Source organism: Chryseobacterium sp. 22458, assembly GCF_052044975.1.
Taxonomy (GTDB): Bacteria; Bacteroidota; Bacteroidia; order Flavobacteriales; family Weeksellaceae; genus Chryseobacterium.
Genome location: NZ_JBQEOA010000001.1, coordinates 1,602,784 through 1,619,161 on the forward strand (window position 1 = coordinate 1,602,784; position 16,378 = coordinate 1,619,161).

Consider the following 16,378-nt stretch of genomic DNA (forward strand, 5'->3'; position numbering starts at 1 on the left):
AGCTTATCAAATATCTGATATTTTAGTGAAAAATAACCATGATGAAAACCTGGATAACACTGCTTATGCTGCTGTTGAGTTTCGGAACTATGACTGGCCAGTCCGCAAAAATCAACACTGAAAAATTACTTGAATACTATGAAAATCAGCGTTATGAAGATGCTGCAAAATATCTTCAAAGCATCTATACAGACGACACACAGGATATCAAAGCGCTGAGCCAGATCGCCTACTGCAATATGATGGCAGGAAAGCTTCCGGAAGCAGAAAAAGGTTATTTGAAAATCAACGAAATACAGCCTGACAATCCATCAACTTTATTCAGTCTGGTAAGCATCAATTCCAGAAGGGGAAATGCAGCCAAAGCGAAATCTTATCTTCAGCAGATCATCAGACTGGACAGTATGAATTTTAACGCCTATAAACAGCTGGCAGCTTATGAAGATACTTCAGATGCCAAACTCAGATTTCTAAAAAAAGCCAATGCGCTGAAGGCAACCGATCCGGATGTGGCTTATGATCTTTCTATGGTTACCGTGAGCTTAAGCAATACCAGCAGGCTTATGATGTATTACAAACAGCCATCAGTGCTGATCCGGAAAATTTCACATTACAGCAGGCTCAGCTGCCCGTATCTAATCAGCTGGGGAAATATATCGAAGTCATTACAACGGGTGAAAAACTACTGAAAATAAATGCTGATGCCAATGTCATGAATGATCTTGGGCAGGCTTATTTTTATCTGAAAGATTATCAGAAGTGTGCCAACATGTATAAAATACTGGAAGACCTCGGTGTGCAGAATGAAGGTACATTATATTATATGGCCCTGAGCTATCGTGAACTGAAAGATTATGACAAAGCGGCAATCTATGCCCAAAAAACCATTGACGAAGCTATTTCAGACCATACAACAGTATACTACGCCGCACTGGCAGGTATTTATGAAGATAAAAATCAGTATCATGAAGCACTAAACGCTTATAAAAGAGGTCTTACTTTTGGTGAGAGCAACATCATCTATTACCGCCTGGGACTTCTTTACGACCTCAACCTTAAACAGCCTAAAAATGCCGTCACCTATTATCAGCTGTACCTTAGAAACAAACCTGATCAGGCAAAAGAAAAGCAGCAGATTGATTATGCAAAAGGGAGAATATCAGCGTTAGCAGGAACAAAATAGAAACAGCATTGAATGATACTACAAAGATCCCGGGAGCTATTCCCGGTACATCGACCACATTTCCAGTTCGTCAAAATCTTTAATTTCCGAGAGTTTATACAACTTATCTATTTTAATATTCGTCCATTTTTTTTCGAACACTTCTTCTCCGCTGTCTGCAGCTTCATTGGTATTTTCCTGTGTAAGCATTTTCTTCGTAGAAAAATTGATGCTGGTGGTACTGTTGACAACAGGTCCTGTATTTGAGCTGTTATCATAACCAATCAGTTCAAAATCGGAATTCTGATATCTGAAAGTGTACTTCCAATAGCCATATCTTCCATGGGCATAATGAATATTAAGATTGCCTTTTTCTTCGTATACCATTAACTCGGGAGCATAATACACTCCTCCTTCTTCATTTTCCGAAGAAAAGCAGCTGTAGTTTTCTGATGCCGGCTGATATCCTTCATCTGTTTTGAAGAGAACAATAATTCCGCGACGATTACGATCTAGCTTACCACGATTCTCATCATTAACAATATTTTTAGGGTCAACTTTCTTGATAATAAGGATGCAGTCTTTCACGCCATCCTTATTGAGATCTCCGAATGATTTTTCGAAAAGTGCATATCCTTCCGGAACAAAATCAATGATTTCTTTTTTCGTTTCCTCAGATGGTTTTGCCTGTACAGGAGCTTCCACCGCAGTTTCGTTTTTTTGATTCTGTGGTAACTTTTCCTTTTTATCCGCTTTGGAACAGCTACAAACCACCATAAGTGAGAATGCGGCCAGCCAACTGTAATTTCTATTTTTCATATTATTTTATTCTATCCTGCAGTTTTGGTTATTGCTTATTGCTTATTGCTTATTGCTTATTGCTTATTGCTTATTAAATAATGTCAGCTTACAAAAATATTGCCCGCCTGCACTTAATAACTATTTAAAAAGTCTTTTGGACATAAATACAACTTTTTCTGTTTCTATCATTCATTTTTTGTAATTTAAACCGAATTTAAATTTTCTATCGGTATTGAAAACCGGTATTTGAAAACATTAGCTTTTCACTCCCACTATTATCCATTTAAACAGAAGCAGATTATGAAGCAGAATATTTATGACAATCCGGATTTTTTCGCCGGTTACAAAGCGCTCCGTGATGGGGATAAAGGGCTGAATGAATTGTTGGAACAGCCAGCGATGAGAAACCTGTTGATTCCTGTTCAGGACAAAACCGTTCTTGATATGGGCTGCGGCCTTGGGCATCAGATTTTGTCACTATTACAACAGAAACCCATGAAGATTACAGGGTTGGATATTTCTCAAAAAATGCTCAGTGAGGCGCAAAAAAGGATTTCATCTCCAAAAGTTGACTGGGTATGTTCTGCCCTTGAAGATTTTGATTTCGGTAACAACAGGTTTGATCTGGTCATAAGTTCAATGACGTTACACTATATTGATGATCTTACTTCACTTTTCCAAAAAGTTGCAGACAGTTTAAAACCTGGCGGACAGTTTTTATTTTCGATGGAACATCCGGTATGTACAGCAACATTGAAACCGTGGAAAGATCCTGATGGTGAAAATTACCCGCTCATGAACCGCTACTCTGAAGAAGGTCTCAGAAAACAGAATTGGCTGGTAGAAGGAGTAGAAAAATACCATCATTCATTAAGTACTATAGTCGAAGCGATTTTATCTGCAGGGTTGGTATTGAAAAACCTGAAAGAACCAAGTCCTGATCAGGAACTTTTGAAACTTCGCCCTGATTTTCAGCAACATTTACACCGCCCTCCTATTGTGATCATGAATAGTAAAAAAAATTAACCTGTTATTTTGTGACGATAATCACAAAAAGAAAAGATACTGATCAGCTAATTTTGTTGAAATAAAAAACAATATTATGAGCAATACAACCGAAAATGTAGCAGAACAATTTATTCATTATCTGAATGAGGAAGAGTTTGATAAGGCAGAAAGCTGTCTTGATGCTGATTTTAAATTCATAGGAGTAATGGGAACCAGAGACGGAGCTTCTGTCTATATCAATGACATGAAGAAAATGAAATTCAAATACAAGATTATTCAGACCTTCAGATCCGGAGAAGATGTATGCATCTGGTATGATATTGATATGGGAAAGAAAACCCTGCAGGCTGCCGGATGGTATCATATCACAGACGGGAAGATCCATACATTTAAAGTATTATTTGATCCAAGACCATTATTAGATTAATTTCTGATCAGATATCAATGACTCGGGCGTTCCTTCGGAACGCCCGAGTCATTCAAATTATTTATCTCATCTATAGATTTTTTATGCACGATGTTCCCTTGTTTTCACAAGACTGGAAGATCTTAAGCTGAAGCAGCTATTCGTTTCCTTTCAGAGCCAGCCTACTTTCTTTCGCCAGGCTGTGTATCCATTGTCATCGGCCTCTATTTCAGGAATACGATCCGGTTCAGGAATGCTGTTGATTTCTTCCTGAGAGAATTCATGAAGATTGGCCTTTTTCCTTTCTTTATTCAGTTGTTCTTTATTTTCTACCGGGAAAGGGACACCATTGGCTGTCAACTGGGTGCCGTATTTTTGAGGTTTGCTTTCAAAAAACTTTATTCTGTCATGTAGATAGGCTTTGTTTTTTGGATTTATATCACCGGAATGTTCTTCCATCATCCGATAGCATTGTTTCATAAAATCAGGTTCACCAATGGAATGCTGGATGATCAGCCAGGCAGCATCACTTCCCATCTCACCTACTTTTGAAATGGTAGGAAAACCTATTTCTGCAATAATTTCCCGAAGCCGTTCTGCATTTTCCCGATGAACTTTTTCCATTACGGGATGATAGCCTTCTGAAAGTTTTCCTGCAGCCAACAGCTCTTCTCTTATAGCTAAATCATGATCTGCAAGTTCTGTCAGTTCTTTTGCCAGTCTGTCATTCATTTTTATTATTTTTTGATCAGATATTCAGGAACTCTGTGTACCTCTGTCTGCAATATTTATTACTTTTAATGGTACAAGTTATAAAATATTCAATTCAGTATGAACCGGCTTCAATGATCTCAAGGATAAATTCTGCTCTTTTTTCAACCGGGGCTTCAGGGACTTCATTCAGATGATAACCATATTCCAGATAGATTTCTTTCATATGATTGTAAGTGGCGGTAGCTTGATCAAAATCTTGTTTTCTTTCAGGATCATTTTCATAGATTTCTCTCCAGGGCGGAAGAATAAATACATTCTTATGATAGATCATTTCCCGGGCTATTATTTTCATTTCCTCAGGAACAGGAATATTTTCCAATCTGAGATATCCAACAGTATCCAATATTCCACGGTCAAAGAAAACGGTTCCGGAACTGCCGCATTCTATGATTTTCTGATAGTTTTTTACAGAGGCTTCAAACATCAGCTTCGCAAAAAGTCTTTTGTTCATCCATGGCAGCCCTTCTCCATTTATCAGAATCTGTTCTTTGATGATTCTCCGTCCTTCTTCCGGAACGGTAAGATAGCCAATACTTTCCAGCGCATTCAGAAGAGTTGTTTTTCCGGCTCCGGGACCACCGGTGATGATGTATAGCGGGTAGGTTTTATATTTCATTTTGAATGGTTTATATGAAAGACAATAAAAATTATCAAGATGGAAAAGCACACTGTAATCAACCAGAGACCAACCTAAAAACTTTTCTCTTACAGTATCCGCACTTCATTGTAAGATCAAAATATTCTGTTTTTTCAACAAAATTTGATGCAGGAATCCGGTTCTCAAATGTAAACAAATCACATTACTATCAGAAGAATAATTGAAGCTCTAAGTATCGATACTATTTTAAGAATTTTAAAATTTAAGTGTAGTCAGCTGACCGAAGTCTTCTTTATCATATATGATTGCAATTTTACCGTTCTGCAGCACCGCTATTTTATCGCAGGTATGAAAAAGGGTTTCGATGATATGAGAACTTACAATCACTATTTTATTCTCAGATTTCAACTGTCTGATGATATCGTACAGAATATGAACTCCTTCAAAATCTACTCCGTTGAAAGGCTCGTCCAGAATATTAATCGGTTTATCCAGCATCAGCATTCCTATAAGAGCCAACTTTTTCTTCATTCCACTGGAATAATACTGCACATATTTTTTGAGCGGAAGGTTGAATTTTTGGATGATTTCTATGATTTCAGCTTCTTTTCCTGAAGTAAAATAGGCCAGATACTCTTCGCCTGTGATGTAAGGATAAAAATAATTTTCGGTTTCAAGATAAGAAATCATTTTCCGCTGTAAACGTTCATTTTTCCAGGTAATGTTTCCTGAGAATTTCAGACTTTGGTATAATGATTCAAATAAAGTGGTCTTCCCTGCTCCGTTTTTTCCGAGTACTCCCAATATACAGCCTTCTTCTATGGATAAATGAAGATCGTTTAATACTTTTTGGTTTTTAAATTCAACATTGATGTTTTTAATCTCCAGCATAGGTTCTGATATTTTGTTCAGCGTCTTTTATATTGTTTTTCAGCAGCAGTATGGCAGGAATAACGGTCATACTGCAAATGAAGTATTCAAAGTAAACGCCCATATTGTAATAATTGTTCTTTTCTTTATAGTGGTATTTTTTGTATTTTCTGGTGAGAATCAGTAAGAAATAAAGATTCATAAAAGCAAAATAATACAGCACATACAGGCTTTCAGCCGGATTCAGGATCATAAACAGACAATAGGCAGGTAAAAGCAGTCCATTGAAAAATAATGAATTCCTTCTGAGCTTCTCTTTTAAAGTATATTTCCTGAAATACATTTCCAGCATTTCTTTATTTTCATTAGGTTCATAGATATGGGATACATAATCAAGGGCAAAAACTCCTGCAAGAATTAATGATGCCGGATGGTAGCAGGAAAGCAGAACAATCATCCATCCTAAAACTGCCATCCAGCTGTTTTTTCTAAAAAAGCTTTTCCATTCAAACAAATCTTCAGGAATAAAGTTCCATTTCCAGGCTGGTAAAGTTACCGCACCGGGTGTCAGAAACCCTAATAAAGCGATCAGGAGAAAGGAACCTAATCCTGTTTTTTCAAATTGATAATGAATATTTCCAAACAGTAAAATACTGAAAATGCATGCCGCCTCAAGTACAATAACCCCTCTCCAGCTGCTGACAAAGACTTTTTTCAGAAAAGGAATATCTTTCCTTTCGTAATGAAACAGCAGTGTGAGTATAAAAAATAAGGGCGGGTAGTAATAATTTTCCGGAAGCTTCATTACTATTAGAACAATGAAAATAAGTAACGCCGGTATACTTGCCCTTGGAGTAAGGTTTAAGAGTCTGAAACTCTGGCTGACTCTGAATTTTAAATGATTGATTAGTTTTTTCAAAAGGGATCCTGATATTCTCTTCTACAATAATATGAATTTGCCAACTTATTCAGGAATAACCGGGGATTATTTAACTGTTTTTATGATATACAGCTGCGTTGTATTGTTATAACAGGGTAAACAGATCTTCAATCTTCCAAAATTTTAAAGAGAGGAGAATTCTCCCAATAATAAGCCTTATTTTTAATTAAAATCTCCTCACAATATAGAAATATTCTATTTTTTAAGCCACTAAAGTCCAATAGAATGTAAATTAATCCCTGAGCTTTCTTTGCTTTCGAATTAAAAAATAATAAACCCTCGCTCAACGGCAAGGGTTTGTTTTATCACGGAGTGGTCAGAATATCAGTTTATTCCTGCATTATTTTTTCCATTTCATCAAATTCACTTTCAATCACTGAATCAGGTTTATAGGTTAACAGAGAAACAATAATATTGGTGATTAATGAAAGGCTAAATCCGGGGATTATTTCATACCAGTCTTTCATCGGATGCTGAAGATATACCCATGCCAATACCGTTATTCCCCCTACCAGCATTCCTGCAAAGCCACCCTGCCAGGTTGTTTTTTTCCATAACAGTGACAATAGAATCAGCGGACCGAATGCTGAACCAAAGCCTGCCCAGGCATTTCCTACCAGGTTAAGGATGCTGTCTTTAGGGTTCAGTGATAACAGAACAGCAATAACAGCAACTACCAAAACTGAAATTCTGCTGGCAGTCAGCAATTGTTTTGGGGTTGCTTTTTTATTCAGAAAAGCTTTATAAATATCTTCGGTTAATGAACTTGAAGTTACCAGTAACTGGGAAGAAATAGTACTCATCACCGCAGCCAGAATCGCCGTAAGAAGGAAACCTGCAATAAACGGATGGAACAAAATACGGGAGAAATAAATGAAAATAGTTTCGGCTTCGGTCTTGGAACCATCAAACTTCAGCATCGTTTCCATATCAAATTTCTGCAGGTAAGCAATTCCTACCAGACCTATAGCCAATGCTCCGGCAACTGTAAAGATCATCCAGGTAATCCCGATTCTTCTTGCTTTAACCAGGTCTTTAGGTTTATCAATTGCCATAAAACGTACCAGAATATGGGGCTGCCCGCAGTATCCTAAGCCCCAGGCCAGCAAAGAGACAATACTTACGGTTGTTGTTCCTCTGAACAGGTCCAGGTATTTGGGGTCTTTCGCTTCAATCAATGAAAAAGTCTCCCCTATGCTTCCGATCTGGGTAATCGCTACAATAGGAACAATTACCAGCGCCAGCACCATAATGGTCCCCTGTACAAAATCGGTAAGGCTCACCGCCAGGAATCCGCCTAAAAAGGTGTACAATACCACGACCAGGCTTGTGAGAAGTAAACCAAGGGTATAATCCATTCCGAAAGCCGATTCAAAAAGCTTCCCTCCGGACACCATTCCTGCAGAGGTATACAGTGTAAAGAATACCAGAATAAAAACAGATGACGTAATTTTTAACAGGTGGTTTTTATTTTTAAACCTGTTTTCAAAAAATACGGGTAATGTAATGGCATTCTGGGCTACTTCTGTATAAATCCTGAGCCTTGGTGCCACAATAATATAGTTGAGATAAGCTCCAATCGTTAAGCCTATAGCGATCCACGAGCTTGAGATCCCGGCCAGATACATTGCTCCCGGAACTCCCATCAGGAGCCATCCGCTCATATCGGCAGCACCGGCAGACAATGCTGTAACCGCAGCTCCCATTTTCCGCCCGCCTATTAAAAATTCTTCTGAATTACTTGTTGATTTTCTATAAGAATATATGCCTATACCTATCATCAGCAACAGGTACAGTCCCACAGAAACCGCTTCATATACTTGCATATCATTTTTTTATGAAGCCGAATATAACCATTTTCCAGATGAGTCACAAAAATTGAAAACCCTACCTGGCTATAGCAACGTCAAACACAACCATAAAAAGTAGAAAAAATTATAAATTATGTAACTATGTGGTTTAATATTTTTAACCACATAGCTACATAGTTATTTCAATTTTTCCCTAAAATAAAGATCCTGATTTAAATCTAAATTTCAGGATTGTCGCTGATTTCTACACAACTGTTTTATTTTATCAATATCTGAGCTCTCTTCAGGTTATCGGTTGCCTGTAGTATTTTATTTTTAAGAATGGGATTGTAATCCGGATTTTTCATAAGGAACTGATTGACTGCTTCCAGGGCTTTCGGATCCTGATAATTTCCGAATGTGGACCGAAGCCAGTTGTCCGGGAAAAAGATTGCTCCTGTTTTCTGGATTTCCTGTAATAATTCTAAACTTTCCGGAAGGTAATGTATAGAAGTCTGCTGCCTCAGCGGATGGTGTAAATATCCTAAAGCTGCTACCACAGCGGACTCATTAGCCCTGTTCTCTCTCTGTATCAAACCATTAAAGAATTCATCACGGGTTTTCTGATCTGATGAAGCTGCTTTCATAATGATCTTAAAACGATTGATCCTGTCCGTATTCGTAATTCTGTCAAGCTGTTTCTGTAACAATTCTTTATTATCCTTATTGCGCAATGATAAAGCAAGAGCAAGATTGGTGAAATCTTCATCATTCAGGGAAACATCCTGAGGCGTTGTTTTTGATTCCCAGATCTTGTACAGATTATTGTATGCCTGCTGGGACTGAAAAATTCCCTGATAACAGTCAAACAGAATTTTCTTATTATTCTTTGCAGTTTGGATTTGTAATGCCTGCCATACGGTATTTTCTAAATCTTCAGATATTTTCAGTCTTTTACTTTCCGGTAAAAACTCCCAATAGATTGTGGAAATATAACCGGCTATGAGACGAATATTCAGTTCTGTGGCTTCTTTTTGCAGCTGTTCCGCAAAAAAGTGCAATGCTTCTTCCGGTGTTGCCGACCTTCCTCCCAACATATTTTCATATATCGAAATATAGGCACTCGCACGGTTTACAGGATCTTTGATCAATGAAAAGTTTGACATGGCCGTTTTATCAATGGCAAATACGCCATATCCGATCCCCGAAGAATTCTGCAGAATAAAAAGAGGTTTCGCTTTTCCTTTCAGTTCAGGAAGTTCTTTCTGCATTCCAGACAACTTTACGTCTATTTTTTCAACATTGTCGGGATAGAATAAGCTGATCTGAAATTCCTGCGGCCAGTTTTTTTGTTCTTTTCCATATTCCGGATGCTGGGAAACTGTAAAATTTTCGATTTTATCTCCTTTATACTTCACTTTATATTCTACCACAGGTCTTCCCGGGTCATTGACCCATACTTTATTCCAGCTTTGGAGGTCTTCTTCGGTACGGCGGTCCAGAATATCGATAAGATCCGGCCAGGTGGCGTTACTGAAGGCATATTTTTTAAGATATTCCTCTATTCCCTTTCTGAAATTCTCCTCTCCGGTCAGTAATTCCAGCTGACGCATCATAATAGGTGCTTTGCTGTAAATAATTGGTCCATACATCATACCTGCATTTTGCAGATTATCCAGCACCTGTCTGATCGGATTAGCTCCCAGGGTACGGTCTACAGAATAGGCGGCAGGAAAGTGTGTGGTAAGAAACTTAAGGTCATAAACACTTTTATCCGAAGCCGCTCCTGTACTTTTATCTGCCATAAAGTTGGCAAAAACTTCCTTCATCCAGACATCATTAAACCAATCCATGGTAACCATATCCCCGAACCAGAGATGGGCCACTTCATGCGCTATAAGATTGGAACGGTTGTTAAGCTGATTCTGGGTAGCATTTTTATCCAGAAATAAGGTGGAGTTCTGAAACAGGATTGCTCCCGGATGTTCCATTCCGCCAAACTGAAAATCCGGTACGGCTACCATTCCATGCTTTTGAAAGGGATGCGGAATCCCGGTCCATTTTTCAAAATAATCAAGAGAATTCCTGTACAACGTAAAAATGGAATCCATGCTGTTTTTGATCTTTGCAGAATCTGTTTCACGGTATAAAATTCTTGAATCCTGCTTGTCAATTTTGTCGGCAAAAACTTTAAAATCTCCGGCTGCAAAGGAAAATAAATAGGTAGGGATTAAATCTGATGTTTCAAAATAAAGGGTTTTTGTTCCTTTCTGTTGCCGGGTTTCTTTAAGTTTTCCATTGGCAATGGCGTTCCATTTCTCAGGAATCGTTAAGGTTAAAGAATAGTTGGCTTTCAGGTTGGGCTGATCAAAACACGGGAACATCGTCCGGGCACGGTCCGGAACGAATAAAGTATACAGATAGCCTTCCCTTCTGTTCAGAGCTCCATTTCCTGCAAGAAAGGTAAAATGAACCTGATTCAATCCTGATTTCAGGTATTGGGCATCAATGATGATATGTTCATTTTTAAATACAGGCTTTGTTACCTGCCCGTTTACAGTCACTGATACCATTGAAGCGGCCTCTTCTTTGAAATCGATCAGTAATGGCGCCTCATTTTGTTTTTTATAATTGAAAGACAGGATTTCCGTCCCTGAGATTCTTTCTGATTTACTTTCAGGAATCTTCAGATCGAGCTGGTATTTGATATCGCTTAATAAGCTTTTTCTAAACTGAGCCAATTCATAAGAAACCCCGGATTCCAGTTTGGGCAGTGATTTCATCTGTGCAAGGTATCCGCTGCTCACAATGGCAAAAGATAATGCGAGTAAACCTGTTTTCATAGATCAAATATAAGAATAGAATCGGAATTCTACACTGATTGTTACCTTTGAAAACTCTTTAAATTCACTTTAAAAGCTCGTAACAGCAAATGGCACGATGCTTAAAACCATTTGCCTAATAAATTACTGAGACTTTGTTTTAAATTTCACAATGAATTTTTCATCTTTCATCGGATAGCCGTCTTTAGACTCAAAAGTTTTATTGGTGAGAACAAATTCATACTCCTTACCGGGCTTCAGATCCATTGACAGGACCAGGGTCTTATCATTATTCACCAAACCAATTATTTTCGTAATGGGGAAGTTCTCTTTTCCTTTGTCTGAAAGGCTTATAGAATATTTATTCGGGATGATTTCTTTTGAAAAAGTGATTTTGATCTCTTTGGTATCCGGATTTATATTGACAGCTCCGTTTTCAGGATCTGTTTTTACCACGGTAAGCAGACTGTCATTGTATTCCTTGATCAGCTTTACTTTATCTATCTTTTCTTTGAAAAATCTGGATTTCTTCAGGAATTCCTCTACAGCTTTTTCATCACTATAATTCAGCTCAATAATATCTTTTACCGCCTGTTTTTTATCTTTTGAATTCTGGTAATAGGATTTACAGATCTCATACCCTATATAATATCCCAACTCTGCACTTTCACCTTTTTTCCTGCCATTATTCAGCCAGTTTGAAAGCCTGTCAGTAAACATTTCTTTTTTAAACTGATCTTTGACCTGGGCTGCATGCGCATTCCCGTAAGTCAGATATTTTGTCTGCAAAGGTTTCCGGATGGCCAGTTCAGCAATAAAATCACAGGAACCTTCTTTAATGGAAGATCCCAAAACGGTTTTGCTATATCCGGTCTGCTGGGTATGGATATATTCATGAATGTTTAATGATACAATATTGTCTAAAGACTGTGCTGCAAAAATATTTTTCAACCAGTCATCCTTAAATTCGGAAGTATCTGTAGCCGGAGTTCCTGTTCCGATTTCGGCTCCTACCAATACCATATTCTCAACTGTAGTTCCTCCCGCTCCAAGTGCTCCTATTGTGAAGTACATCCCGGCTTCTTTCAGTTCAGGATAGATTTGCTTTAATTGTCCCACAGCATTATTGAGTGCTTCATTCTTCTGTTTTATAGTCAGTGTGTTGGGTCTTACCGAATTCCAGAATTTAGGGTATTCATCAATCAGTTTTACATAAGCGGAATCATTATAATCTCTGGCTTTCATAAATGCTTTAAGTCCTTTGGTTCCTTTGCTGATGTAAAGTTCATTGATCAGATTGAGCTTTTTAGAAAAATCATCACTCTTTTTGATTTGGTCATAGGCATTCCAGAAGTTGTCTATATCAGAAGTAAAAATTGTATTTGAATTTTGAGCGGAGATCCCTGCAAATACAAGGGATAATATAATGGTAAGGCTACGTTTCATGATTGTTTTTAACTTGGCAAGTATACATATAATTATCATATTTCACAACTGTTCTTTCTTATGCAGAGCCTGTTATTTTTAGTTAAACATATTCCTTTTTAATGATTATATTAAAACATTCATTCTCGTAAAAAGCCAATGAATATATAGCAGTTCAAATATATAGTTCGTAAAATCTATTTATTTATATCAATTCCAAATAATTTAAATCCTTCTCATCAATTTTCACAAATATTTAATACTTTAGCATAATAATTTGAAAAGAATGGGAATACTCCTTAAACCTATTGATATTGTAGATGACATTTCGCAAGAAGATTTTCGTGAAAAGTATCTAAAGCCATGCAAGCCAGTGGTAATCAGAAATATGGCAAGAAACTGGCCTGCGTATCAAAAATGGACAATGGAGTACATGAAAGAGGTGGTGGGAGATGTAGAAGTACCTTTATATGACAGTGCCAAGGCTGACCCTGCAGCTCCTATCAATACTCCGACAACCAAAATGAAGTTCAGCGAGTACGTAGATCTTATTCAGAGAGAGCCTACAGACCTCAGAATTTTTTTCTTTGATCCTATTAAATTTGCCCCTAAATTGCTGGACGACTATGTTCCGCCAAAAAATCTGATGGGAGGCTTTTTAGACAAATACCCGAGTATGTTTTTCGGAGGTAAAGGTTCAGTAACGTTCCTGCATTATGATATTGACATGCCTCATATTTTCCATACTCATTTTAATGGCAGAAAACACGTTCTTCTGTTTGAATATAAATGGAAAACCCGTCTGTATAAGCTTCCTTATGCAACCTATGCACTGGAGGACTATGATATTGCCAATCCGGATTTTGAAAAATTCCCGGCACTGGATGGTATTGAGGGCATTGAGTGTTTCCTGGAACATGGAGATACCTTGTTTATGCCAACCGGCTGGTGGCACTGGATGAAATATCTGGATGGTTCATTCTCCATTTCTCTGCGTGCCTGGGACAAAAGCTGGGCTGTAAAAGCACATTCCCTCTGGAATCTCGCCATTCAGCGTAATTTTGATAATTTCATGAAAGGAAGGTATAAAAAGAGATACATGGACTGGAAGGAAAGAAAAGCTGTTGAAAAAGCCAATATTGCCCTAAAGAAAGGACTTCCAAAATAATAAGAAAGACCAAAATATTTGAATCAGGATAGATCATCTCTATTCTGATTTTTTTATGTGGTACTTTCTAATATTCGTACACTAAATTTTGAAATACTATCTGAAATTTCTTTAAATTGCATATTGAACCCGTTCCCTAATACTCTGTATATGTTCGAAAAACTGATTGACAGCTTTGAAAAGCTTTGCCTGCAGATCATCATTGAAATTCTGCTGGTTCCCGTGACTGTTTTCAAATTGTTTCAGGCTCCTCACCGCTGCTATGATCTCTCTGTACATGAAATGGAAAAAGAAGAAACGGAACGCTTTCATGATTACCTGTCTCCCATCAAGCTTTCTGTTTATACATCGGTCATTGTTTCCGTTCTTCTTATGGACTATAGCGGGGAAGAAAACTTTATTTCCAGGATCAAGGGGCTGAGTATGGTAGAAAAAGCTTTATTTATATTCCTGATGAATAATTTTACCGCTGTTGTCTTCAGTGTGGTATTATTATGGTACAAAAAAGAAAAGATCAATTCACCAACATTTCGAACATTACTGTTCTCATTTATCTATACTACCGTATACACTTCCACTCCATTTTTTATACTGATCATTTCCACCATGTTTCTGGGGCAGACCATGAATGTACAGTCCTATCTGCACCACCTTGAAAAGGTTTCGGCTTCAGAAAATTACAGTTCCAGAGATTTGATCTTCTTCATCGTTCTCGCCGTCTTCTTTATCATTAGCACTATCGGTCTGGTAAAATTATTTAAGGCTCTGCATTATATCCTGAAAGAAAATTTCCGGTACCATCCGTATGTTGTATGGTTCTTTACGTTATTGTTTTTCCTTATACAGCTTTATTACGCAAGAGGCTTTATATAATCAATATGATCTCCTTCGGTCTTGATTCTGTTTTCTCATTTTAAAACCGATCAGATAAGAATAATTCCGGCCGGGAATACCTCCTGTTATGATAGTAAAAAACCTGTCATAATTATTATACATCATTTTATCTTACAGTAATAAAATATTATTTTTAAGATTTTATTAACAAACATACCAGTCTGTTCATATTTTATTTACATTTGTAAAAAACATTTGCCCATGCGTAAGCCTCGTGAAAGAATATTAAGTACCGCCATGGTCCTGTTTCACAGACAGGGTTATAACAGTACCGGCATCAATCAGATCATTGAAGATGCTGAAGTATCGAAAGCAAGTTTTTACCAGCACTTTAAGTCAAAGGATGATCTTTGTATCGAATTTCTTGACAGAAGATACGCTTATTGGGTATCTGAGCTGGAAAGTTTTACCTCTGGAGCACAGACCCTTGAGGAAAAATTCCTTAAATCATTCGATTTTCTGATCTATATGAATGAAAAGGAAGATTTCAGAGGATGCAGCTTTCTGAATATATTATCTGAAATACCAGGAGAAAAAACAGAAATTCACAATGTGATCCGGAATCATAAAAAAACATTGAGGGATGCCTTTATGCAGGATCTCAAAGACCCTTTTTTATCAGATCATATTTATCTTCTCTTTGAAAGCTGCATATTAACCAGCCAGCTTTACCGGTCCAATGAATTAATCGAAACCTCTAAAACAATCGTAAAAAATCTACTCTTAACTTCTTAACACTAAGGAAGAGTTTAATATACCCGAAAAAAAAGCAATCAAAAAAACTATGAAAAACTCTATTTTCCTGCAGAAAGAACATTCTGCAGTATTCAGGTTATGCCTTATCGGAAGCATCTCCATCAGCTCAATGATGTTTTCCCAAGCCGGTAGAATAGGCATCAATACTCCCAACCCTAAAGCCACTCTGGACATTACAGCCAAAACAGACGGTGCAGCCGCAGCAGAAGGTCTGATGATCCCACGCCTTACAGGTGACCAGATCCAGACTATGACCGCAAACATGCAGCCCGGCACGGAATCTCTTATGATTTATGCCACTGCTGCTCCTGCTGCTCCAACAGCAAAAGTTGCAAGGATCACCCAACCCGGTTATTATTTCTGGAACGGCAGCAACTGGGAAGGTATGGTAAGCCCGAATATCTACACAGCAGACGGAAGCATTACTACTCCACTGGCTGAAAGAAATGTGGACCTGAATGGTAAAAACCTTGTCTTTTCCGGAAGTGGAAGTGTTGGGATCGGGACTACACCTTCAGCTTCTGCAAAGCTTGATGTGGCAGGAACTGTGAAAGCAAGTGCTATAGATTATAATTCTGATGAAAGACTAAAACAAAACATTACCTCCATCTATTCTTCCGGTGAACTATTAGGCAAGCTGAGACCTGTCTCCTATTTCTGGAATGAAAAAGGAAAAATGAAAGGCGGAAATCCCCAGCTTCAGTACGGTCTGATAGCCCAGGAAGTTGAAAAAGTATTACCTAATATCGTCAGTACAGACAATGAAGGATACAAATCCGTTAATTATAATGAACTGATTCCTTTATTATTACATACCGTTCAGGAACAGGATAAAAAAATCACCGAATTACAGAAAGAGATACAGCTGCTGAAAAAAACGAAATAACGGAACAGGAATTCAGATCCTATTCTGATTCTATTGAGTGTAGCTAAGGCTGAGATAACAATCTCAGTCCATACCAAT

16 protein-coding genes are annotated in these 16,378 nt (G+C 37.7%); 8 read left to right on the forward strand and 8 right to left on the reverse strand.

Features of this window, described 5'->3' with window-relative positions; all coding sequences use genetic code 11:
* The first annotated feature begins 41 nt into the window (after window positions 1-41).
* On the forward strand, window positions 42-689 hold the full coding sequence (locus ACTJJF_RS07145; RefSeq protein WP_440699181.1) for a tetratricopeptide repeat protein: 648 nt from the start codon (window positions 42-44) through the stop codon (window positions 687-689).
* 23 nt (window positions 690-712) lie between these two features.
* Complete coding sequence (locus ACTJJF_RS07150; protein WP_440699182.1) at window positions 713-1,183, forward strand: tetratricopeptide repeat protein; 471 nt, start codon at window positions 713-715, stop codon at window positions 1,181-1,183.
* Between the two features lie 36 nt (window positions 1,184-1,219).
* On the opposite strand, the gene ACTJJF_RS07155 is transcribed toward ACTJJF_RS07150, so the two are convergent.
* Window positions 1,220-1,981, reverse strand: a complete 762-nt coding sequence (locus ACTJJF_RS07155) for a hypothetical protein (RefSeq protein WP_440699183.1) — start codon at window positions 1,979-1,981, stop codon at window positions 1,220-1,222.
* A gap of 282 nt (window positions 1,982-2,263) precedes the next feature.
* Here ACTJJF_RS07155 and ACTJJF_RS07160 point away from each other — a divergent pair, with 282 nt between their 5' ends.
* Together ACTJJF_RS07160 and ACTJJF_RS07165 are read left to right on the forward strand one after the other, a co-directional pair.
* Window positions 2,264-2,989: a class I SAM-dependent methyltransferase gene (locus ACTJJF_RS07160; protein WP_440699184.1), complete on the forward strand. Its 726-nt coding sequence runs from the start codon at window positions 2,264-2,266 to the stop codon at window positions 2,987-2,989.
* A gap of 76 nt (window positions 2,990-3,065) precedes the next feature.
* Entirely contained in the window at window positions 3,066-3,398 is a 333-nt protein-coding gene (locus ACTJJF_RS07165) for a nuclear transport factor 2 family protein (protein ID WP_440699185.1), read from the forward strand.
* 150 nt (window positions 3,399-3,548) lie between these two features.
* Here the strand turns inward: ACTJJF_RS07165 and ACTJJF_RS07170 are convergent, their stop codons facing one another.
* The 7 genes from ACTJJF_RS07170 to ACTJJF_RS07200 form a co-directional block, all read right to left on the reverse strand.
* On the reverse strand, window positions 3,549-4,109 hold the full coding sequence (locus tag ACTJJF_RS07170) for a DUF6624 domain-containing protein (protein WP_312306098.1): 561 nt from the start codon (window positions 4,107-4,109) through the stop codon (window positions 3,549-3,551).
* Between the two features lie 94 nt (window positions 4,110-4,203).
* Window positions 4,204-4,767, reverse strand: coding sequence for an AAA family ATPase (locus ACTJJF_RS07175; RefSeq protein ID WP_440699186.1), 564 nt, complete (start codon window positions 4,765-4,767; stop codon window positions 4,204-4,206).
* Window positions 4,768-5,004: 237 nt separating this feature from the next.
* Window positions 5,005-5,640: an ABC transporter ATP-binding protein gene (locus tag ACTJJF_RS07180; protein ID WP_440699187.1), complete on the reverse strand. Its 636-nt coding sequence runs from the start codon at window positions 5,638-5,640 to the stop codon at window positions 5,005-5,007.
* Window positions 5,627-6,538: a hypothetical protein gene (locus ACTJJF_RS07185; RefSeq protein ID WP_440699188.1), complete on the reverse strand. Its 912-nt coding sequence runs from the start codon at window positions 6,536-6,538 to the stop codon at window positions 5,627-5,629. Before ACTJJF_RS07185 ends, ACTJJF_RS07180 begins: the two co-directional genes overlap by 14 nt.
* Before the next feature lie 350 nt (window positions 6,539-6,888).
* Window positions 6,889-8,385, reverse strand: coding sequence for a sodium/proline symporter PutP (gene putP / locus ACTJJF_RS07190; RefSeq protein ID WP_440699189.1), 1,497 nt, complete (start codon window positions 8,383-8,385; stop codon window positions 6,889-6,891).
* Between the two features lie 242 nt (window positions 8,386-8,627).
* Window positions 8,628-11,192 carry a M1 family metallopeptidase gene (locus ACTJJF_RS07195; protein ID WP_440699190.1) on the reverse strand — a complete coding sequence of 855 codons (2,565 nt, stop codon included), beginning with the start codon at window positions 11,190-11,192 and terminating at the stop codon, window positions 8,628-8,630.
* A 123-nt stretch (window positions 11,193-11,315) separates the two neighbouring features.
* Window positions 11,316-12,617 carry an Ig-like domain-containing protein gene (locus ACTJJF_RS07200; RefSeq protein WP_440699191.1) on the reverse strand — a complete coding sequence of 434 codons (1,302 nt, stop codon included), beginning with the start codon at window positions 12,615-12,617 and terminating at the stop codon, window positions 11,316-11,318.
* A gap of 265 nt (window positions 12,618-12,882) precedes the next feature.
* On the opposite strand from ACTJJF_RS07200, the gene ACTJJF_RS07205 reads away from it, so the two are divergent.
* The 4 genes from ACTJJF_RS07205 to ACTJJF_RS07220 all read left to right on the forward strand — a co-directional run bounded on the left by ACTJJF_RS07205 (window position 12,883) and on the right by ACTJJF_RS07220 (window position 16,300).
* Window positions 12,883-13,764, forward strand: a complete 882-nt coding sequence (locus ACTJJF_RS07205) for a cupin-like domain-containing protein (RefSeq protein WP_312306084.1) — start codon at window positions 12,883-12,885, stop codon at window positions 13,762-13,764.
* Window positions 13,765-13,914: 150 nt separating this feature from the next.
* On the forward strand, window positions 13,915-14,637 hold the full coding sequence (locus ACTJJF_RS07210) for a hypothetical protein (protein WP_312306082.1): 723 nt from the start codon (window positions 13,915-13,917) through the stop codon (window positions 14,635-14,637).
* A 222-nt stretch (window positions 14,638-14,859) separates the two neighbouring features.
* Window positions 14,860-15,393: a TetR/AcrR family transcriptional regulator gene (locus ACTJJF_RS07215; protein WP_440699192.1), complete on the forward strand. Its 534-nt coding sequence runs from the start codon at window positions 14,860-14,862 to the stop codon at window positions 15,391-15,393.
* Between the two features lie 49 nt (window positions 15,394-15,442).
* Window positions 15,443-16,300 carry a tail fiber domain-containing protein gene (locus ACTJJF_RS07220; RefSeq protein WP_440699193.1) on the forward strand — a complete coding sequence of 286 codons (858 nt, stop codon included), beginning with the start codon at window positions 15,443-15,445 and terminating at the stop codon, window positions 16,298-16,300.
* The last annotated feature ends 78 nt before the right edge of the window (window positions 16,301-16,378 follow it).